Raw genomic sequence first — 19,320 nt, forward strand, 5'->3', positions numbered from 1 at the left:
GGACCGCGGAGCGTCTATGCGGCCTTCGCCTTCGTGGCGTACATGTCCACGTACTCCTGGCCGGACAGCCGCATGACCTCGGCCATCACCGAGTCCGTCACCGCCCGCAGCACGTACCGGTCGCGGTCCATCCCGTCGTAGCGCGAGAACTCCATCGCCTCGCCGAACCGGACCGTGACCCGACCCGGGCGCGGGAAGCCCGCGCCGCCCGGCTGGATCTTGTCGGTGCCGATCATCGCGAACGGCACCACCGGCGCACCCGTCATCAGCGTCAGCCGGGCGATGCCCGTGCGCCCCCGGTACAGCCGGCCGTCGGGGGAACGGGTGCCCTCCGGGTAGATCGAGAAGATCTTTCCCTCTTCGAGGATCCGACGCCCCGTCATCAGCGCCGCGACGCCGCCGCGCCCGCCGTCCCGATCCACCGGGATCATGCCGACGCTGGTGAAGAACCAGGCCATCGCCCGGCCCTTGAGGCCCTTGCCCGTCACGTACTCGTCCTTGCCGATGAAGTAGACGGGGCGGTCCAGGCAGATTGGCATGATCATCGAGTCGATGAAGGTCAGGTGATTGCCCGCGAGGATCACGGGTCCGGTGCCCGGAATGTTCTCCGCACCCTCCACGCGGGGGCGGAACATCAGGCGCATGACCGGCCCGAGCACTGCCTTGATGATCGCGAGACGGGACAACGGTTCCTCCGGTGGGAAGCGGGTCGGTCGAGCTGTCGAGCCGAGGGTGTAGCTGGCGACGATACTCGCGGGTCGACCTCGCGCGCACGTCGGGTTCATCAAGTGGATACGCGGTGTTGACGTGTGTTTCCGCCATGTTCCGCGGAGGTCCGCCGTCCGTAGGCGCTCACTGCCTAGCCTCGGGGCCAACCACGGACGAGGCGCGGGACAGGGTGCCGCGGCCCCCACGGAGAGGATCCCTCATGACCCAGGGCGAACGCCGTACCCCGGCGCGGCGGACGGTTCTCGGGGCGGCGGGTGCCGCCGTGCTCGGTGCCTCCGCGACCCTCGCTTCCGGCGCCGGCGCGGCGCACGCCGCCGCGGGCCGCCCGTCCGGCCGCGGCTACCGCTCCCTCCCCGTCCCCACCGTCATCGGCCACCGCGGTGCCAGCGGCTACCGCCCCGAGCACACCCTCGGCTCGTACCGCCATGCCCTCGACCTCGGCGCCCACGTCGTCGAGCAGGACCTCGTCCCCACCCGGGACGGACACCTGGTCTGCCGCCACGAGAACGACATCACCGGTACGACCGACGTCGCCGACCACCCCGAGTTCGCGTCCCGCAGGACCACCAAGACCGTCGACGGCACCACCCTCACCGGCTGGTTCACCGAGGACTTCACGCTCGCCGAGCTCAAGACCCTGCGGGCGAAGGAGCGCATCCCCGGCATCCGCCAGGAGAACACCCTCTACGACGGCCGCTGGACGGTCCCCAGCTTCGAGGAGGTGCTGCGCTGGGCCGAGGACGAGGGCCGTCGCCGGGGGCGCCCGATCTGGCTCCACGTCGAGACCAAGCACCCCAGTTACTTCCGCTCCCTCGGCCTGGGGCTGGAGGAGCGCCTCGCGAGGCTGTTGCGCCGGTACGGCCGTCACCGTGCGAACTCCCCGACCTTCCTGCAGTCCTTCGAGCCCAGCAGCATCCAGCGCCTGGCCGGGCTGGTCGACGCCCCGGGCGTGGTGTTGCTCTCCGGTCCCGCCAGCCGTCCCTGGGACTTCGTCGAAGCCGGTGACCCGCGCACGGTCGCCGATCTGGTCACGCCCGAGGGGCTGCGCTGGATCGCCTCGTACGCCAAGGGGATCGGTCCCACGCTCGACCTGGTCATACCCAAGGACTCGGGCGGCCGGCTCGGCGCGCCGACCACCCTGGTCCGTGACGCGCACGCCGAGGGGTTGATCCTCCATCCGTACACCCACCGCAACGAGAACGCCTTCCTGCCCGCGGACTTCCGCAGGGGTACGGATCCGACGGAGTACGGCGATGCCTTCGGGGCGCTGAAGCGGTACCTGGAGACCGGGATCGACGGCATCTTCTCCGACAACCCGGACACCGCACTGCTCGCCGCCGAGGACCTCACCACCCGCGGCTGAACCGCCGGGGGTGCGGGACCGGAGCCGGCTCCGCACCCCCTACCGGGTGGTTTGCGCCCCGTACCGCAACCGCAGGTGCGGCCCCCGGCATCGTGCGGAACATGACCACCCCCGAGATCCTTCCCGCACCAGAGGTCGACGAGGCGGACCCGCACGCCCCGGGGACCGCTTCCGCCCCCGGCCTCCTCGCCGCCCTGGGCCCGCTGCTGGCCGCCGAGTCGGATGCCGAGGCACCGGCCGCCGGCGTCGACCCGGGCGACCTCGAACAGGCCGTCTGGCTACGCCTCCTGGAGCGGCTCCAAGAGACCGGTGCGGCCCCCGAGCGGCCCGCCGAATGGCTGCGCCGGGCCGTCCGCGCGGAGGCGCGCCGGGCCCGCAGGACCCACGACCGGGAACGTCCCTACCGGGACGAACCCGTCCACGAGCCGGGCGGTGCCGAACCCCACGGTTCCCCGGAGCACTCCCTGCTGGCCGCGGAAGGCCGCCGGACCCTACGGGCGGCCGTCACCCGGACCCCCGGCCGCTGTCCCGGGGTCCTCACTGCGATGCTCGACCCGGAGGACCCCACGTACCGCGAAATCGCAGGAGAGTTGGGTATCTCACAGGGCAGTCTGGGGCCGATGCGTTCCCGTTGCCTGGGATGCTTGCGCAGAATGCTGGCTGCAGAGGTTCCCGCCCCGGGTCGACGGGGAAGGGTGCGTTAAACCGATGATCGACCAGATGAGCGGGAGGCGTGCACACATGGGCCTGAGTGTGACCATCTCAGCGGCGGACGCACAGGACGCGGAGCACATCCTGAAGCTGCAGTACCTCTGTTACCAGGGCGAGGCGGAGCTCTACGGGGACTGGTCGATCGAGCCGCTCACCCAGTCGCTGGCAGCACTCCGCGCCGAACTGGAAGAGGGGTACGGGCTCGTCGCCCGACTCGGCGACGAAGTCGTCGCCTCCGTGCGGGCCCGCCTCGACGCGGACGGCACGGTGCGGATCGCCAAGCTGATCGTGCACCCGCGGATGCAGCGACACGGCCTCGGCGGTCGCCTCCTGGACGGCATCGAGCGCCACTACACGACGGCCACCGACCCCGAGGCGGCCTCCGCCAAGCGCTACCAACTCTTCACCGGCCACCGCAGCGAGGGCAATCTGCGCCTCTACCGCAGCAAGGGGTACGCGCAGGTCGCCACCGAAGAGCTCGGTCCGAAGCTCACCGTGGTCACTCTGGAGAAGGCGGCCTGAGCCGGGCGCCGACCGGTCGGCGCGCCGTGCCCGGAACGGGCCGTCCGGTCAGGCGGCCCGCACCGCGCCGCGTGACCGGCGCAGCCACCAGATGCCGGTCAGCGGCAACAGCACCGGGATGAAGACGTAGCCGTACCCGTAGTCCGACCAGACCGTGGCGTCGGGGAAGGCGGACGGTTCCAGCAGCGTCCAGGTCCCCACGATCACCACCCCGGCGAGCTCGGCGGCGCAGCAGGCCAGCGCCGCCCTGCGGGCCTTCTCCCCGCCCCGCACCAGCGTGTAGGTGATGAAGGCGTAGACGACGGCCGCCACCGCCGAGAGGCCGTACGCGAGCGGAGCCCGGTCGAACTCGGTGGCGATCTGGTAGATCGAGCGGGAGACCGCGCCGACCGACATCACGCCGTACAGCCAGACGAGCAGCATGCCCGGGCCGGTGACGAGCCGGGTCTTCGCGCCCGGGTCCGCCTTCTCCTGCGTCTCGGTCATGGTCAGCCCACCGTCCAGATGTCGTAGAGGCGCACTTCGAGCACGGCCAGCACGACCGCGCCGGCCGTCACCGTCGCCGAACCCCACCGGCTCCGCTCCGCGAGCGACATGAAACCGGCGATCGGCACCGCGCACAGCGCGCCGAGCAGATAGGCGACGAAGATGGTCGTGCCCTCCTCGGCCTTCTCGCCGCGCACCAGCTGCACGATCCCGATGACCAGCTGCAGCAGGACCAGGAAGGTCACCACGGCCATGCCGATGAAGTGCCAGTCCTTGGTGGGCTGGTCCCGGAAGGTGGCGTAACCGCACCAGGCGGCGAGGGCGAGCGCGGCCGCGGAGACCGAGACCGTCAGGGCGTCAAGCATGCGCCCGAGCGTATTACGGGTCGGGCGGCCCGATGCGCCCGCCCCTCCCCGCGGACCCGCCGCAGGGCCCTTCGCTCCGTGGGCCCGCCGTCGAGGAGCTCCCGCACGGGCCCGTCCGCGGTGCCGGAGACGGCGTGGCCTTGACCACAACCGGCGCCCCGCGCCGGCTTCGAGGCCGGTCCCTCCCCGCAGGCCGTGTGCGGGGAACGCCGGGGGAAGCGGGACGAAGGGCACCCCGCCGTGCGTCCGCATGCCGTCTCAATCCTGTCCGCTATTCGGACAGCCCACTTCCCTTCGCAGCTGCGCATGTTTTACTTGCAGACATGACCACGACGAGCAGCCGCACCCTTGCGACCGAGGCGAACACGACGCCCGGTGCTCGTCGTACGTGTCGAATGTGCGCCATCTGAGGGCCCCCGCCTGAGCCTCGCGCCCCGAAGCGAGACCCCGACGGCCGAGCCGATCCGACCGCCCCACGGTGTCGGACCGCGCCTGCCCCGCGCACCGCTGCCCCCGCCACCAGCCGGAGCGGCCCCCCCGTGCGCCTGACTGTCCCCCGACGAATGCCCCGTGCGTGACGGACCCCGCGTCGCGCACTCGACAGTGACGGAAACCCCTGTGATCACCACTTCGGGCCTGACCAAGGTCTACGAGTCGCGCGGCCGGCAGGTCACCGCGCTGGACGGCGTCGACCTCCACGTCCGCGAGGGCGAGGTGTTCGGCGTGATCGGCCAGAGCGGCGCCGGCAAGTCCTCGCTCATCCGCTGCGTCAACCTCCTGGAGCGTCCCACCTCCGGCACCGTGACGGTCGACGGCGTCGACCTCACCGCCCTCGCGGGGCAGGGCCGCCGCGCCGGCAAGGACCTGCGCCGGGCACGCAGCAGCATCGGCATGGTCTTCCAGCACTTCAACCTGCTGTCCTCCCGCACGGTGAAGGACAACATCGAGCTCCCCCTGGAGATCCTCGGCGTCTCCGGCGCGGAGCGCTCCCGCCGAGCCCTGGAACTCCTGGACCTCGTCGGCCTCGCCGACAAGGCCAAGGCCTACCCCGGGCAGCTCTCCGGCGGCCAGAAGCAGCGCGTCGGCATCGCCCGAGCCCTCGCCGGCAAGCCCAAGGTCCTGCTCTCCGACGAGGCCACCAGCGCCCTCGACCCGGAGACCACCCGCTCCATCCTCCAGCTCCTGCGCGACCTCAACCAGCAGCTCGGCCTCACCGTCCTGCTCATCACGCACGAGATGGACGTCGTCAAGACGATCTGCGACTCCGCCGCACTGATGCAGCGCGGTCGCGTCGTCGAGTCCGGCACCGTCGGCGAGCTGCTCGCCACCCCCGGCTCCCCACTCGCGGCCGAACTCTTCCCGGTCAGCGGCGCCGCCACCGCTCCCGACCGGACGGTCGTCGACGTCACCTTCCACGGGGAGTCCGCGACCCAGCCGGTGATCTCGCAGCTCTCCCGCACGTACAACATCGACATCTCGATCCTCGGGGCGGCGATGGACAGCATCGGCGGGCGGCAGATCGGCCGGATGCGGATCGAACTGCCCGGACGCTACGAGGACAACGTCGTCCCGGTCGGCTTCCTGCGCGAACAGGGCCTCCAGGTCGAACGCGTGGAAGACGACGCCCAAGAGCCGGGCGATGCGCCCGTGCTGGTGAAGGAAGGTGCCAAGTGACCTGGTCGGAGATGCAGCCCCTGCTCGAACAGGGCACCGTCGACACCCTCTACATGGTCCTGTGGGCCACCGTCGTCACCGTGATCGGCGGCCTGCCGCTCGGCATCCTCCTCGTCCTCACGGACAAGGGCGGACTGCTGCAGAACCGGCCGGTGAACAAGGTCGTCGGTGCGATCGTGAACGTCGGGCGTTCGCTGCCGTTCATCATCCTCCTGATCGCCCTGATCCCCTTCACCACCTTCGTCGTCGGCACCTTCATCGGCCCCACCGCAATGATCGTGCCGCTCGCCGTGGGAGCCATCCCCTTCTTCGCGCGCCTCGTCGAGACGGCGATCCGCGAAGTCGACCACGGACTCGTCGAGGCCGTGCAGTCCATGGGCGGAGGCATTCCCACCATCGTCCGGAAGGTGCTCCTCCCACAGGCCCTGCCCTCGCTGGTCTCGGCCGTCACCACCACCGTGATCGTGCTCATCGGGTACTCCGCGATGGCCGGTGCGGTCGGCGGCGAAGGGCTCGGCTCCAAGGCCGTCACCTACGGATACCAGCGCTTCGACACCACGTTCATGCTGGTCACGGTCGTGGTGCTGGTCGCCATCGTGACCGTCGTCCAGCTGATCGGTGACGGAGTCGTCCGACTCCTCGCCCGGCGGGGCCGTACCGCGTAACGGCCCTCGCCCACCCCGAACTTCGATTTTCGAAGAAGAGCCCGGACTTGTTGTCCAGGCGTCCACTGCTCCACCAGAAAGAGGCACTCTTCGTGCGCAAGAACATCAAGCTCACCGCCGGCATCGCCGCCACCGCCGCCGTCGCCCTCGGCCTCACCGCGTGCGGCACCTCCTCGGACCCGTCCTCCAGCAAGGACGCAGCCGGTGCCGCGGACAAGCCCCTGGTCGTCGCCGCTTCCCCGACGCCCCACGCCGACATCCTCAACTTCGTCAAGGACAACCTGGCGGAGAAGGCCGGCCTGAAGCTGGAGGTGAAGGAGTTCACGGACTACGTCCTGCCGAACACCGCCACCCAGTCCGGTCAGGTCGACGCCAACTTCTTCCAGCACAAGCCGTACCTCGACGACTTCAACGAGAAGAACAAGACCACCATCGTTCCGGTGGTCAACGTCCACCTGGAGCCGCTGGGCCTCTACTCCAAGGGCCTCGCGTCAGTGAAGGACATCAAGGCCGGTCAGACGATCGCCGTCCCCAACGACACCACCAACGAGGGCCGTGCGCTGCACCTGCTGGCCGACAACGGCCTGATCGCCCTGAAGCCCGGCGTCGGCACCGACGCCAAGCTCTCCGACATCGCTGACAAGAAGGGCCTGGAGTTCAAGGAGTTGGAGGCCGCCACCGTGCCCCGCGCCCTGAACGACGTGGACGCCGCCGTCATCAACGGCAACTACGCCATCGAGGCCGACCTCCAGCCCGCGAAGGACGCCCTCGTCCTGGAGGAGGCGGAGGGCAACCCGTACGCCAACTTCCTCGCCGTCAAGAAGGGCAACGAGAAGGACGCCCGCGTGCAGAAGCTCGCCGAACTCCTCAACTCGCCCGAGGTGAAGAAGTACATCGAGGACACCTACAAGGGTTCGGTCATCCCGGCCTTCGGCGCCGCCGGGTAAGTCCCGACGGCACCGCTTCCGCGTCCGAGGGGACGTCAGACCGGTTTCCCCGTACGGTCCTTGTGGTGGAGGCCCCGCGCATCCCGTCCGGTGCGCGGGGCCTCCGCCGTGACCGCCCCGGGCTCCACCAGGACACCCGACCCGGCCATGCGCACCGGCGGCCACATGCTGCATGCTGTGCGTTCACGGTCGATTCGGACGGTTCACGGCATGGAGCTGCGCATGACTACCACCTTTCCGGACATCTCCATCAACACGGACCGGTTGGTGCTGCGCGCGTTCGAGGAGGCGGACGTCCCCGCCCTCACCGAAATGATGAACGACGAGCTCGTCGGCGCCTGGACCGCGGTGCCCCAGCCCTTCACCGAGGCCGCCGCCCGTGCCTGGATCACCGAGTACGCCCCCGCCGAACGCACCGCGGGCCGGGGCATCGACCTCGCCGTCACCGAGTTCCTCACCCAGCGGCTCGTCGGGGTGATCCAGCTGACCAAGACCAACTGGCGGGTCCGCTCCACCGAGCTCTCCTACATCATCGCCCCCTGGGCCCGCGGCGAGGGCTACGCCTCCGAAGCCGCCCTCGCGACCGCCCAGTGGCTCTTCGGCGACCAGGGGTTCGAGCGCGTGGAACTGCGCACCGCCGCCGACAACACCGCCTCCCAACAGGTCGCCCAGAAGATCGGCTGCATCAGCGAGGGCGTCCTCCGGAACGCCTGCATAGCGCGCGCCCGGACCGAGGACGGCAGCTGGACCGAGTTGCGCACCGACTTCATCGTCTGGGGCCTCCTGCCCGAGGACCTCGACGGGGTCGCCGACCAGATGGCCGAGGCAGGCTACTCCTCGTACACCGACTGGAGCTGATTCCGGACGATCCCGAGGTAGGCTCGGCACGCCCCCGACCTGCGACAACACCACAGGGAGAGACACGACGATGGCCGACCGCGTCACAGTGATCGGCTGGGACGGATCGCCCCTCACCGCGGCGGCCCGGTCCGCGCTCTCCGCCGCCACCCTGGTGGCCGGCGCCGCCCACCACCTCGCGCTGCCCGAGGTGCCGCCCGAGGCCGAACGCATCCGCCTCGGCAGCGCCGACCTCGCGGCCCGCCGCATCGCGGGGCACCGCGGCACCGCCGTCGTGATCGCCGACGGCGATCCCGGTTTCTTCGGTGTGGTCCGCACCCTGCGCGCCCCCGAGCACGGCCTGGAGGTCGAAGTCGTCCCCGCCGTCTCCTCGGTCGCCGCCGCCTTCGCACGGGCCGGCATGCCCTGGGAAGACGCCCGGATCGTCGTCGCCCACGAGCGCACCCTGCGCCGCGCCGTCAACGTCTGCCGGGCCCACCCCAAGGTCGCGGTCCTCACGTCGCCAGGCGCGGGACCGGCCGAACTCGCCCTGCTCCTCGACGGGGTCCACCGCACCTTCGTCGTCTGCGAGGAACTCGGCACCGACCGCGAACAAGTCTCCGTACTCACTTCGGACAAGGCCGCCGACCACACCTGGCGCGACCCGAACGTCGTCCTCGTCATCGGCGGCGCGGTCGGCGGCACTCCGGCTGCTTCCTGGGTGACGGGTCTGGATCCGGCCGCGAGCACCGTACGGGGATGGGGGCTTCCCCCCGGAGAGCCCGGCGCCGGGTACCAGGGCTCCGGAACCGGAGCGGCCCGTCCCGGAGCAGGCGCGGACCCGACCCTCCGCGCCGTCCAACTGGCCCGTCTCGGGCCGCGCGTCGGTGACCTCGTCTGGGACGTCGGCTGTGCTGACGGGGCCTTCTCCGTCGAGGCCGCCCGCTTCGGTGCGGCCGTCATCGCGGTGGACTCGGACCCGGCCGCCTGTGCCCGCACCGAGGCCGCGGCCCGCCGCCACGGCGTACCGCTCCAGACCGTCAGGGGGCGTGCCCCGCACGTTCTGGAGAACCTGCCCGAGCCGGACGTCGTGCGGATCGGTGCCGGCGGCGTCCCCGTCGTCACCGCCTGCACCGAGCGGCGTCCGGAACGGATCGTTGCCCACGCCTCCACCCGCGACGAGGCCGAGGCGGTCGGAGCCGCCCTCTCCGACGGTGGCTACGCCGTCGAGAACCTGCTCCTCCAGACCATCGGACTCGATCCGGACGACTGGTCGGAGCGCGAGCGTTCGGTGGTGTTCCTGCTGTCCGGACGCAGGCAGACCTCCCCCTAGTCCCGTCGGGGAGGAGGCCCACCCATGACCCGGCCGCCCCGTTCGGGCAGGGTAGGCTGGCCGATTGTTGTACCGCACCGGGACGTTCGACGATCTATCGCTCAATGTCCTGAATTGGTGGCCCTTTCGCGCCGTCGATGTGGTACTCGACAAGGGGGGACCGCGCGACGTGGCGCAGTCCACAGCGCACCGTGGCAGTTCTCCCTGTCACGATGGCCGAGGGTCGCGACAATGTGTGGGTGTCCGCGTGCTTCGTGCCGCGCGGCGCGCACGCTCGTTCTTGTTGGCGGGCGCAGGTCTGAAGGAGCACAAGCGATGGGCGAGGGGTACGCATGACGGACACCGGCCAGGTCCCGGGCGAGGGACTGCCGGAGAACGCAGGCATGGTCGAGCAGCCGGGCATCCCCGCTCCGGGCGCGTACGCCTTCCTGGACCCCTCCGAGCACACCGCCGAGGACGACGACCTGCTTCTGATGCCGGGTGCCCAGGGCGCCTGGAGCGAGCAGCCGCCGGGTACCGTGCCCGCGCCGCCGGTCGCCTTCCCGGCCCCACCGGTGACACCCGCCGTCCCCAACCAGGGCGTTCCGCACCCGGCGGTCCCGGAGGCGCCCGCCCCGCAGACGGCCCCGGTGGGCGATCCGCTCACCGACCCGTTGCCCGCCCCGCTGACGGGCCCGGTCCCCGATGCCGTGCCGCTCGCCGACGTGCTGACGGCCCCCCAGGCCCAGACGCCCCCGCAGGGCGTGCCGCTCGGCACTCCCGCGCACGGCGTCCCGGTGCCCCCGCAGGAGCCGGTCCGCACCGACCACGGTTACGAACCCGGCATCCTCGACACCGGCGCCCACGAAGCGGCCGGCCGGGACTCCGGCTCCGTCGACCTCGGCGGCGTCCGGATGCCCCCGCCCGCCGCGGCCCCGACCCCGCCCCCGGCACGGCGTCCCCTGCACATGGGCCCGCCGGTCCCCGACGCCACCGGCGGCGTCGTGCGCTCCCTGGCCGACCGCGGCCCGGCCACCGCGCACGTCCAGGTCCCGCAGCCCGCCCCGGCCCCCGAGCCGGCCGTGGCCACGGCACCGGCCCCGGTGCCGGTGCGGAACCCCGGGCCGCCGACCACCGGCCCCGAATACTTCGAGATCGCGCAGGACCAGCAGCTCGCCCCGCAGGGTGCCGAACCCTGGGGCGTGCAGCCGCAGGAGACGGCGCCGACCGCAGAAACGGTCGTCCCGCAGCCGGCCCCGCTCGGCCAGGTCGAAGGGGTCGCCCCGCAGTCGACCCCGGGTCCGACGGAGGACGCACCGGTGCAGGCTCCGGCCGCCGAGGTCCTGGAGCCCGCTGCCCCGCAGGGGGTGCCGGAGCCGACGCCGGTGACCGAGGAGCCGGCCCCGACCGGTGCCGCCGTTCCCGCCCCGCGCGAGGGCGAGCCCGTGGCCCCCGCACCCACCGGGGCCCCGGCCGCGGAGGGCTCCGCCGCCCCGGTGGTCGATGCTTCCACCACCGCCCCGGTCGTCGAGATCGAGCCGCAGGCCCCCGAGGCCCCGGCCGCCGAACGTCCCGCACCCGTCCTGGTCGTCGAGGCGCCCCTCCCGGCCGTCGAAGAGTCCGCTCCGGCCGTCGAAGCACCTGCTCCGGTAGCCGAGGCACCCGCTCCGGCCGCCGTCCCGGCCGTCGAGGCCCCAGTGGCCGAGAGCGAGCCGTCGGCTCCTGCCGCCGTCCCGGCCGCGCCCGCCGCGGAGCCGGTCCCGGCCGCGCCCGCCGCGGACGTGGAGGGGGGACCGGTGGCGGAAGCCGAGGCCGAGGCCGAGGCGACCACGGAGCAGCCTGCCGACTCCCTTCCCGAAGCACCCGTGCAGGTCCCGGCCGCCCCCCCGACCGTTACCTCCGTCCAGCCCGGCACCGAAGTCCCGGTCGAGGTGCAGGCCGAGGTGCCCGTCGAGGCGCAGGTCGAGGTGCGGGCCGAAGTTCCGGTCGAGGCGCAGGCCGAAGTCCCGGTCGAGGCACAGGCCGAGGTGCCCGTCGAGGTCATGGCTGACGAGATCCCGGTCGTGGCCGAGGACGCACCGGCCGAGGCCGGCCCCGGGGCCCCGGTGGAGCAGGGCCCCGAGGAGGAAGGCGCCCCCGTCGCGGATGAGGTCGCCGAGCCCATGACACCGGTTTCCTCCGCGGAGTCGCGTCCCACCACCCCGGCCCCGGGCTACGACGAAGCCGAGCGGGAGGCGGTCCTGCGCGTGATGCGCGAGCGCCGCGACATCCGCAACGGCTTCCGCAGCGACCCGATTCCGCACGAGGTGCTCCTCCGCGTCCTCGAAGCGGCGCACACCGCGCCCAGCGTCGGCCACTCCCAGCCGTGGGACTTCGTGGTCATCCGTTCGGCCGAGACCCGACAGGCCATGCACGAACTGGCCCAGCGCCAGCGCGAGGCCTACGCCAAGTCGCTGCCGAAGGCCCGCGCGAAGCAGTTCAAGGAACTGAAGATCGAGGCCATCCTCGACACGCCGGTGAACATCGTCGTGACCGCTGATTCCACCCGGGGCGGCCGTCACACGCTCGGTCGCTACACGCAACCCCAGATGGCCCCGTACTCCTCGGCACTCGCCGTCGAGAACCTGTGGCTGGCGGCGCGTGCCGAGGGCCTGGGCGTCGGCTGGGTCAGTTTCTTCGACGAGCGGGAGATGGTCCGTGCCCTCGGGCTTCCCGAGCACCTCGAAGTGGTGGCGTACCTCTGCGTCGGCTACGTCGACGAGTTCCCCGAGGAGCCCGAGCTGATGCAGGCGGGCTGGTCCAAGCGCCGCCCGCTGGCCTGGGTCGTCCACGAGGAGACGTACGGGCGCCGTGCCCTGCCGGGCGAGGAGCCGCACGACCTGCTCCAGGAGACGGTCGCCAACATCCGTCCGCTGGACGCCAAGGCGCTCGGCGAGGCGTGGGAGCGCCAGAAGCGCATGACCAAGCCCGCGGGCGCGCTGGGCATGCTGGAGATCATCTCCGCCCAGCTCTCCGGCCTCTCCCGCGTCTGTCCGCCGCCGATTCCGGAGCCCGCCGCCGTGGCGATCTTCGCCGGCGACCACGGAGTCCACGCCCAGGGAGTCACTCCCTGGCCGCAGGAGGTCACCGGGCAGATGGTGGCCAACTTCCTCGGCGGCGGAGCGGTCTGCAACGCCTTCGCGAACCAGGTCGGCGCCGAGGTCTGCGTCATCGACGTCGGAGTGGCCGCCGAACTTCCGGCCACGCCGGGTCTCCTGCCGCGCAAGGTCCGACCGGGCACCGATGACTTCACCGCGGGGCCGGCGATGACCCGCGAAGAGGTGCTGGCCGCCATCGAGGTGGGGATCGAAACGGCCCGTGACCTCGTGGCGGCGGGCAACAAGGCCCTGCTCACGGGCGAGATGGGCATCGCGAACACCACCGCGTCCGCCGCGCTCATCTCGGTCTACACCGGAGTGGACGCCGCCGAGGTCACCGGTCGGGGCACCGGCATCAACGACGAGACGCACGCCCGCAAGGTGGACGTGGTCCGGCGCGCGCTCGCCCTGCACGAGCCGGACCCGGCGGACCCGATCGGAGTCCTCTCCGCCATCGGCGGACTGGAGCACGCAGCGCTCGTCGGCCTGATCCTGGGCGCGGCGTCACTGCGCACCCCGGTCATCCTGGACGGCGTCTCCACGGGCGCGGCGGCCCTCGTCGCCCGCGCCATCGCCCCCGAGTCGCTGGCGGCCTGCATCGCCGGACACCGCAGCGCCGAACCGGGGCACGTGGCGGCCCTCAACAAGCTGGGGCTGCGCCCCCTGGTCGACCTGGACCTCCGCCTCGGCGAGGGCACGGGCGCGCTGCTGGCGCTCCCGTTGGTGCAGAGCGCGGCGCGCGCGATGCACGAGGTGGCCACGTTCGACTCGGCGGGAGTCACCGAGAAGTAGCACCCGTCGTGGGCCCCCGACCCGTGGGTCGGGGGCCCACCCGGGCCGGACGCGGAACGACGGACACGGAACGACGGGCGGGCGACGGACGGGCCGGGCGACTTCCGTGTCGGGCGCCGCGGGCGCTGCGGTGGTACGCCCCGGAGGGACCACCGCAGAAGAGGACCCCGATCCGCCGGGGGAGATCCCTCACACTCAGCAAACCCCAGGTCACCGATATCGTGACGGTGTACGAACACGCACGACCGCGTACGAGCCGCTCCATCGCCGCAGCGGCACCCTCGCCCACACCGCCCGCTTTCCGAGGAGCCGCCCGCCCATGGCACAGAACGCCGAGCATCCTGCCTACCCCGTCGGACTGCGTCTCGCCGGCCGCCGCGTCGTCGTCCTCGGCGGCGGACAGGTCGCCCAGCGCCGACTCCCGGCCCTGATCGCTGCCGGCGCCGAGATCACGCTGATCTCCCCCTCCGCGACCCCCTCCGTCGACGTGATGGCGGAGACCGGCGAGATCACCTGGCTCAAGCGGAGGTACGAGGACGGAGACCTGTCCGACGCCTGGTACGTGCTGGTGGCGACCAGCGACCCGGCGGCGAACGCCGCTGCCTCCGCCGAGGCGGAGCGGACCCGTACCTGGTGCGTGCGCTCGGACGACGCCGAGGCGGCGACCGCCTGGACCCCGGCAACGGGCCGGGACGCGGGCGTCACGGTGGCCGTGCTCACCGGCCACGATCCGCGTCGCTCGGCCGCCGTGCGCGACGCGATCGTCGAGGGGCTGCGCGACGGTTCGATCGCCGCGCCGGCACATCGCTCCCGCACCCCCTTCGTCGCCCTGGTGGGCGGCGGCCCGGGTGACCCGGACCTGATCACCGTCCGTGGCCGCCGACTGCTCGCGGAGGCCGACGTGGTGATCGCGGACCGGCTCGGTCCGCGCGACCTCCTGGACGAGCTGCCCCCGCACGTCGAGGTCATCGACGCAGCGAAGATTCCGTACGGCCGCTTCATGGCCCAGGAGGCCATCAACAACGCGCTGATCGAGCACGCCAAGGCGGGCAAGTCCGTCGTCCGGCTGAAGGGGGGCGACCCGTTCGTCTTCGGCCGGGGGATGGAGGAGGCCCAGGCACTGGCCGCCGAGGGCATCGCCTGCACGGTGGTCCCGGGCATCTCCAGCTCGATCTCGGTCCCCGGAGCGGCCGGCATCCCGGTCACGCACCGCGGGGTGGCCCACGAGTTCACGGTGGTGAGCGGCCACGTCGCTCCGGACGATCCGCGCTCGCTGGTCGACTGGGCTTCCTTGGCGAAGCTGACCGGCTCGCTCGTGGTCCTCATGGGCGTCGACAAGATCGGAAAGATCGCCGAGGCGCTCATCGCCCACGGCAAGTCGCCCGACACCCCCCTGGCCCTCGTCCAGGAGGGCACCACGGCGGCCCAGCGCCGGGTGGACGCCACGCTCGCGACGGTCGCGGAGACCGTCAAGGCACAGGAGGTGCGCCCGCCGGCGGTCATCGTCATCGGCGAGGTCGTCACCGAGGGCCCCGACAAGCTCGTCAGGTAACCGGGGGTGGAGCGGCTCGCCGCTCCACCCCCATCGCACGCATTGGCACCGCACCCCGGACAAGGCAGTATCACCCCGTGGCCGAACTCATCACGATCGACGAACCCGACGACCCGCGCCTGCACGACTACACCGGCCTGACCGACGTCGAACTGCGCCGCAGGCGCGAGCCGGCCGAGGGCCTGTTCATCGCGGAGGGCGAGAAGGTCATCCGCCGCGCCAGGCACGCCGGGTACGAGATGCGGTCGATGCTGCTCTCCGCCAAGTGGGTGGACGTCATGCGTGACGTCATCGACGAGGTACCGGCACCGGTGTACGCGGTCCAGCCGGACCTCGCCGAACGCGTGACCGGCTACCACGTGCACCGGGGCGCCCTGGCCTCGATGCAGCGCAAGCCGCTCCCGGCCGCGGGCGACCTACTGCTCGGCGGCCACCGCGCGGTGGCCGCCGAGCGCACCGACAGCGGCGCGGAGCCGCCTGCGGCCCCACGGGCAGGGCGCCCGGTTCGCCGCGTCGCCGTGTTCGAGGACATCGTCGACCACGCGAACATGGGGGCGGCCTTCCGGAACGCCGCGGCCCTGGGCATCGACGCGGTCCTCCTCACCCCGCGCTGTGCCGATCCGCTCTACCGCAGGTCCGTGAAGGTTTCGATGGGCGCCGTCTTCCAGGTGCCGTGGACCCGTCTTGAGTCCTGGCCGAAGGACGCCGAGCTCCTGCGGACCGCGGGCTTCACCGTCGCCGCGCTCTGCCTGAGCGACCGGGCGATCACCCTCGACGAGCTGGGTGCGCGGAAGTACGACAAGCTCGCACTGGTCTTCGGCACGGAAGGCGACGGCCTCACCCCCGAGGCCCTCGCCGCGGCCGACGAGCACGTCCGCATTCCGATGGACGCGGGCGTCGACTCGCTCAACGTGGCGGCTGCCTCGGCGGTGGCCTTCTACGCCATCCGCTCCCGAACCCCCTGACGCCGGCGGTGCGGTCCGCACCGTCCGGAACGGGTCGGCGGAGCAGGGCGTCGGACGGCCTCGTTCACCAGTGCCGTCCGACAGCGTCCCCGACGTTCCGTGACGAGGACGGGCCGTACCGCTCCGCCCCGAAGACGCACGTCCCGCGCGCGGAGGGCGCCCGTCGGAGGCGCTCCGCCCCCACGGTCCTCCGAGGCCGTGACCGCCGGGGCGGCCGTCGTCCCGACCGCTAGTTCTGGAGGGCCTGGGCGGCGGCGATCCCGAGGGCCACGAGGAGCGTCACCACGACGAACACGAAGAGCCGCTGCCGCAGCAGTCGGGGATTGGCGGGGCGGCGACCCGTGGACGTGGAGCGGACCCCTGGGCGGGTGCCGGACCGGGACTGCGGACCCCGGGAGCCAGCGGTCCGGGGCCCCGCCGAAGAGCGTGCGGACGAACCGGCTCCGCGTCCCTGGCCGCGTTCGCGCTCCACACCCCGCTCGGTGCCGCGCTCCGGGCCGCGGCCGGGCACGTCCCGCTCGGTGTACCGCTCGGTCGGCCGCACGGCGTGCCGTTCCTCGACCCGTTCCCGCTGCACCGGCGGGCGCGAGGCCGGCAGCCCCTGCGCCTCGCGCGCGGCGATCTCCTTCAGACGCATCGACAACTGCAGCGTGCTGGGCCGGTCCTCCGGGTCCTTGGCGAGGCAGGCCCGGATCAGCGGCGCCAGTGCGTCCGGCACTCCGTGCAGCTGCGGCTCCTCGTGCACGACCCGGTAGAGCATGACCTCGGAACTGCCGTGTCCGAAGGGGGAGTCGGCCATCGCCGCGTATGCCAAGGTGGCCCCGAGCGAGAACACGTCGGTGGCCGGGGTGACGGCCGCGCCGCGCACCTGCTCCGGTGCGAGGAAGCCGGGCGAACCGACGGCCGTGCCCACATGGGTCAGGGTGCTGGCCCCGGTGGCCCAGGCGATGCCGAAGTCGATGATGCGGGGGCCCTTGGGGGAGAGCAGGATGTTCGAGGGCTTCAGGTCCCGGTGCACCACGCCGGCCTCGTGGACGGCGACGAGGCCCTCCGAGAGCGCCGCCCCGATCGAGGCGACGTCGGCCGCGCGCAGGGGACCCTCCTCGGCCACCCGGTCGTGCAGTGAGGGGCCGGGCACGTACTGGGTGGCGAACCAGGGACGGTCGGCCTCGAGGTCGGCGGCGACGAGACGGGCGGTGCAGCCGCCGCGGATCCGCCGGGCCGCGGACACCTCGCGCGCGAACCGCGAGCGGAACTCCTGGTCCTCGGCCAGGTCGGGTCGGATCACCTTCAGGGCCACCCGCTGTCCGCGTCGATCGGACCCCAGGTACACGACGCCCATTCCGCCGGCCCCCAGCCTGCGGTGGAGCCGGAACGACCCGACGATCCGCGGATCCTCGCGCCGGAGCCGCATCATCGCCATGTCCGTCCCCTCGTCCGTTCGACGTGGCACAGCTTACGTAGTGGCGCCCGCACGCGCTCATAGGCCGCGCCCTCGCACCGCATCGATTGTCAGTACTGAGGGGGACGCGGAGGGAGCTCCGATTGCCCATGGGTATGCCAACCTCCCTTTGTGGAAACCCACTTGACGGGAAGCCGCGGAAGGGGTCCGGCGCTCCGGCCAGGCACTTCCCCTCCCTCACGCCCCGGCCGCACACGAGGGGCCCGGGGGAGTGAGCGAAGTCACGCCCCCGGGCCGGCGCCGTGTGCCCCTCCGGGAAGACCCCGGGTCCCGGGTCCCCCCTCTCCACCCAGGGGAGTACACGGTGCGGGTGGACGTCATCCTCCGGGAGGCCAGGAAGTCGGTACGCGGGCATGACGTCTCGATGCCCGCCGCTTCCTACTCTTGAAGTCAAGCGGCGGGTGCAGCACTCGTCCCCCGAGATCACGCACCCGCCGCTCCAGGACACGGCAGGAGAGGACCCATGGCCCATACGGCACCGAGGACGACCACCCGGCCTTCGAGCCGACGTCACCCCCTGGTGGCCATCGCCATGGTCCTCCCTCTCGCGACCCTGCTCGTGGTCGTCTTCGGCGGCTGGGACGCGGTGGTCACACAGGCGTCGTCCGTGGGCGTGATGCTGGGGCGCTGAGCGGCGCCCCCGGCCCGGGAGAGCGGCCCGGGTCGAGACATCCGACCATCAACCCCGTGGGGACGGGGGTGCGGCGGACGACAGCGCGAGGCCGGTCAGCTGGGGAGCTGACCGGCCTTCGCGCGTTCCCGGAGGTCTCCGTCGAGGAGACCGGTCCCCACCCCGTACGCTCCCGGCGTGGACCCCGCACCCCCGACGCCCCCGGCCGCACCCCCACCACCCCCAGGCCAAGGCCTCCTCGACGGCCTTGCCGCCCTCGCGCACACCGCCGCGCACCCCGCAGGCGCGTCCTGCCACTGTGCGCGCGGTCTCGTCGGGGTGCTGGCCGACCGGGACGACGGAAGCGTCGTCCGGCACGGCACGCTCGTCGCCAAGGCGCACGCGCCCGACACCGACCCCGGGGCCCACCGGGCGCGGCTCGCGCTGGCCGCCCACCCGGACGTCGCCGGAGTCTTCCTGCCCCCGCTCCCTTCGCCGCGGTCGGGCTCCGGGGATCTGGCCGGTCGGCCGGTGACCCTCTGGCCGTACGGGCCGCCCGTCGACCCGGAGGCCCCGGACGCCGCACCGTGGGAGGAGGCGGCACGGCTGCTCGCCCTGCTCCACCGCACCCCGCCGCCGCGCGACCACGCCGACCGGCTCCCGGAGATGCGGGCACCGGCGAAGGCGGCCCTCGCCGTGGACCGGATGCGCCGGACTGCCCCGCACCACCCGGCGACCCCCCTGGTCCTGAACGCCTGGCGGACGGTGCCGGACCGTCCGGCGCCGGCTCCCCGGCTCCTCTGCCACGGCGACTTCCACCTCGGCCAACTGGTGCGCGACGTCCGGCCGCGGTTCGAAGCGCCCTGGCGGCTCATCGACATCGACGACGTCGGTCTCGGAGACCCGGCTTGGGATCTGGCCCGGCCCGCCGCCTGGTTCGCGGCCGGCATCCTGCCCCCCGAGGTCTGGTCCCGGTTCCTCGGCGCCTACCAGGGGGCGGGCGGCCCCGCGGTCGGCACCGATCCATGGGACCGGCTCGATGTGCCCGCCCGGGCCCTGACCGTCCAGACCGCCGCCCTGGCCCTCGCCAAGTCCACGACCGAGGGACGGTCGTTGGACGAGGTCGAGGAAGTGATGATCGACACCTGTGTCCGCATCGCCGGTCATCGAACCGGGTAGGCCCTTTCGACG

Annotated in this window: 17 protein-coding genes; 13 read left to right on the forward strand and 4 right to left on the reverse strand. The window is 72.6% G+C overall.

Features of this window, described 5'->3' with window-relative positions:
• Positions 1-14: 14 nt before the first annotated feature.
• On the reverse strand, positions 15-686 hold the full coding sequence (locus ACFW2Y_RS21610) for a lysophospholipid acyltransferase family protein (RefSeq protein WP_384881531.1): 672 nt from the start codon (positions 684-686) through the stop codon (positions 15-17).
• 242 nt (positions 687-928) lie between these two features.
• Here ACFW2Y_RS21610 and ACFW2Y_RS21615 point away from each other — a divergent pair, with 242 nt between their 5' ends.
• The 3 genes from ACFW2Y_RS21615 (at position 929) to ACFW2Y_RS21625 (ending at position 3,325) form a co-directional block, all read left to right on the forward strand.
• Positions 929-2,092 (forward strand): glycerophosphodiester phosphodiesterase, encoded by a 1,164-nt coding sequence (locus ACFW2Y_RS21615; RefSeq protein ID WP_384881534.1) that lies wholly within the window; start codon positions 929-931, stop codon positions 2,090-2,092.
• 101 nt (positions 2,093-2,193) lie between these two features.
• Positions 2,194-2,796: a sigma-70 family RNA polymerase sigma factor gene (locus ACFW2Y_RS21620; RefSeq protein WP_384881537.1), complete on the forward strand. Its 603-nt coding sequence runs from the start codon at positions 2,194-2,196 to the stop codon at positions 2,794-2,796.
• A 37-nt stretch (positions 2,797-2,833) separates the two neighbouring features.
• Positions 2,834-3,325 carry a GNAT family N-acetyltransferase gene (locus tag ACFW2Y_RS21625; RefSeq protein WP_384881540.1) on the forward strand — a complete coding sequence of 164 codons (492 nt, stop codon included), beginning with the start codon at positions 2,834-2,836 and terminating at the stop codon, positions 3,323-3,325.
• Positions 3,326-3,373: 48 nt separating this feature from the next.
• Here ACFW2Y_RS21625 and ACFW2Y_RS21630 read toward each other — a convergent pair whose 3' ends face one another.
• Positions 3,374-3,811 carry a hypothetical protein gene (locus ACFW2Y_RS21630; RefSeq protein ID WP_384881543.1) on the reverse strand — a complete coding sequence of 146 codons (438 nt, stop codon included), beginning with the start codon at positions 3,809-3,811 and terminating at the stop codon, positions 3,374-3,376.
• A 2-nt stretch (positions 3,812-3,813) separates the two neighbouring features.
• Complete coding sequence (locus ACFW2Y_RS21635; RefSeq protein ID WP_384881546.1) at positions 3,814-4,176, reverse strand: hypothetical protein; 363 nt, start codon at positions 4,174-4,176, stop codon at positions 3,814-3,816.
• 618 nt (positions 4,177-4,794) lie between these two features.
• Between ACFW2Y_RS21635 and ACFW2Y_RS21640 the strand changes: the two genes are divergently transcribed.
• The 8 genes from ACFW2Y_RS21640 (at position 4,795) to ACFW2Y_RS21675 (ending at position 16,057) form a co-directional block, all read left to right on the forward strand.
• Positions 4,795-5,850 carry a methionine ABC transporter ATP-binding protein gene (locus tag ACFW2Y_RS21640; RefSeq protein ID WP_384881549.1) on the forward strand — a complete coding sequence of 352 codons (1,056 nt, stop codon included), beginning with the start codon at positions 4,795-4,797 and terminating at the stop codon, positions 5,848-5,850.
• A complete protein-coding gene (locus ACFW2Y_RS21645) occupies positions 5,847-6,515 on the forward strand; it encodes a methionine ABC transporter permease (RefSeq protein ID WP_384881552.1) in 669 nt (222 codons plus the stop codon). The genes ACFW2Y_RS21640 and ACFW2Y_RS21645 overlap by 4 nt, the downstream gene beginning before the upstream one ends.
• 92 nt (positions 6,516-6,607) lie before the next feature.
• Entirely contained in the window at positions 6,608-7,462 is an 855-nt protein-coding gene (locus tag ACFW2Y_RS21650; protein WP_384881555.1) for a MetQ/NlpA family ABC transporter substrate-binding protein, read from the forward strand.
• A 222-nt stretch (positions 7,463-7,684) separates the two neighbouring features.
• Complete coding sequence (locus ACFW2Y_RS21655; protein ID WP_384881558.1) at positions 7,685-8,320, forward strand: GNAT family N-acetyltransferase; 636 nt, start codon at positions 7,685-7,687, stop codon at positions 8,318-8,320.
• A 70-nt stretch (positions 8,321-8,390) separates the two neighbouring features.
• Positions 8,391-9,632: a precorrin-6y C5,15-methyltransferase (decarboxylating) subunit CbiE gene (gene cbiE / locus ACFW2Y_RS21660; RefSeq protein WP_384881561.1), complete on the forward strand. Its 1,242-nt coding sequence runs from the start codon at positions 8,391-8,393 to the stop codon at positions 9,630-9,632.
• A gap of 332 nt (positions 9,633-9,964) precedes the next feature.
• The gene (cobT, locus tag ACFW2Y_RS21665; RefSeq protein WP_384881564.1) at positions 9,965-13,540 is read left to right on the forward strand and encodes a nicotinate-nucleotide--dimethylbenzimidazole phosphoribosyltransferase; all 3,576 of its coding nucleotides are present in this window, start codon (positions 9,965-9,967) and stop codon (positions 13,538-13,540) included.
• A gap of 319 nt (positions 13,541-13,859) precedes the next feature.
• Positions 13,860-15,092: a uroporphyrinogen-III C-methyltransferase gene (cobA, locus tag ACFW2Y_RS21670; protein ID WP_384881567.1), complete on the forward strand. Its 1,233-nt coding sequence runs from the start codon at positions 13,860-13,862 to the stop codon at positions 15,090-15,092.
• 77 nt (positions 15,093-15,169) lie between these two features.
• Entirely contained in the window at positions 15,170-16,057 is an 888-nt protein-coding gene (locus ACFW2Y_RS21675; RefSeq protein ID WP_384881570.1) for a TrmH family RNA methyltransferase, read from the forward strand.
• Between the two features lie 229 nt (positions 16,058-16,286).
• Here ACFW2Y_RS21675 and ACFW2Y_RS21680 read toward each other — a convergent pair whose 3' ends face one another.
• Positions 16,287-17,480, reverse strand: coding sequence for a serine/threonine-protein kinase (locus tag ACFW2Y_RS21680; RefSeq protein ID WP_384881573.1), 1,194 nt, complete (start codon positions 17,478-17,480; stop codon positions 16,287-16,289).
• Between the two features lie 502 nt (positions 17,481-17,982).
• Between ACFW2Y_RS21680 and ACFW2Y_RS21685 the strand changes: the two genes are divergently transcribed.
• Positions 17,983-18,150, forward strand: coding sequence for a hypothetical protein (locus tag ACFW2Y_RS21685; RefSeq protein ID WP_384881576.1), 168 nt, complete (start codon positions 17,983-17,985; stop codon positions 18,148-18,150).
• Positions 18,151-18,327: 177 nt separating this feature from the next.
• On the forward strand, positions 18,328-19,308 hold the full coding sequence (locus ACFW2Y_RS21690; RefSeq protein WP_384881579.1) for an aminoglycoside phosphotransferase family protein: 981 nt from the start codon (positions 18,328-18,330) through the stop codon (positions 19,306-19,308).
• Positions 19,309-19,320: the final 12 nt, after the last annotated feature.

This window comes from Streptomyces sp. NPDC058877, assembly GCF_042742855.1.
Lineage (GTDB): Bacteria > Actinomycetota > Actinomycetes > Streptomycetales > Streptomycetaceae > Streptomyces.

Coding starts and splice junctions, on each gene's coding strand:
- ACFW2Y_RS21615 (WP_384881534.1), top strand. CDS start 929: ATGACCCAGGGCGAACGCCGTACCCCGGCGCGGCGGACGGTTCTCGGG.
- ACFW2Y_RS21620 (WP_384881537.1), top strand. CDS start 2,194: ATGACCACCCCCGAGATCCTTCCCGCACCAGAGGTCGACGAGGCGGAC.
- ACFW2Y_RS21625 (WP_384881540.1), top strand. CDS start 2,834: ATGGGCCTGAGTGTGACCATCTCAGCGGCGGACGCACAGGACGCGGAG.
- ACFW2Y_RS21630 (WP_384881543.1), bottom strand. CDS start 3,811: ATGACCGAGACGCAGGAGAAGGCGGACCCGGGCGCGAAGACCCGGCTC.
- ACFW2Y_RS21635 (WP_384881546.1), bottom strand. CDS start 4,176: ATGCTTGACGCCCTGACGGTCTCGGTCTCCGCGGCCGCGCTCGCCCTC.
- ACFW2Y_RS21655 (WP_384881558.1), top strand. CDS start 7,685: ATGACTACCACCTTTCCGGACATCTCCATCAACACGGACCGGTTGGTG.
- cbiE (WP_384881561.1), top strand. CDS start 8,391: ATGGCCGACCGCGTCACAGTGATCGGCTGGGACGGATCGCCCCTCACC.
- cobT (WP_384881564.1), top strand. CDS start 9,965: ATGACGGACACCGGCCAGGTCCCGGGCGAGGGACTGCCGGAGAACGCA.
- cobA (WP_384881567.1), top strand. CDS start 13,860: ATGGCACAGAACGCCGAGCATCCTGCCTACCCCGTCGGACTGCGTCTC.
- ACFW2Y_RS21680 (WP_384881573.1), bottom strand. CDS start 17,480: ATGGCGATGATGCGGCTCCGGCGCGAGGATCCGCGGATCGTCGGGTCG.
- ACFW2Y_RS21685 (WP_384881576.1), top strand. CDS start 17,983: ATGGCCCATACGGCACCGAGGACGACCACCCGGCCTTCGAGCCGACGT.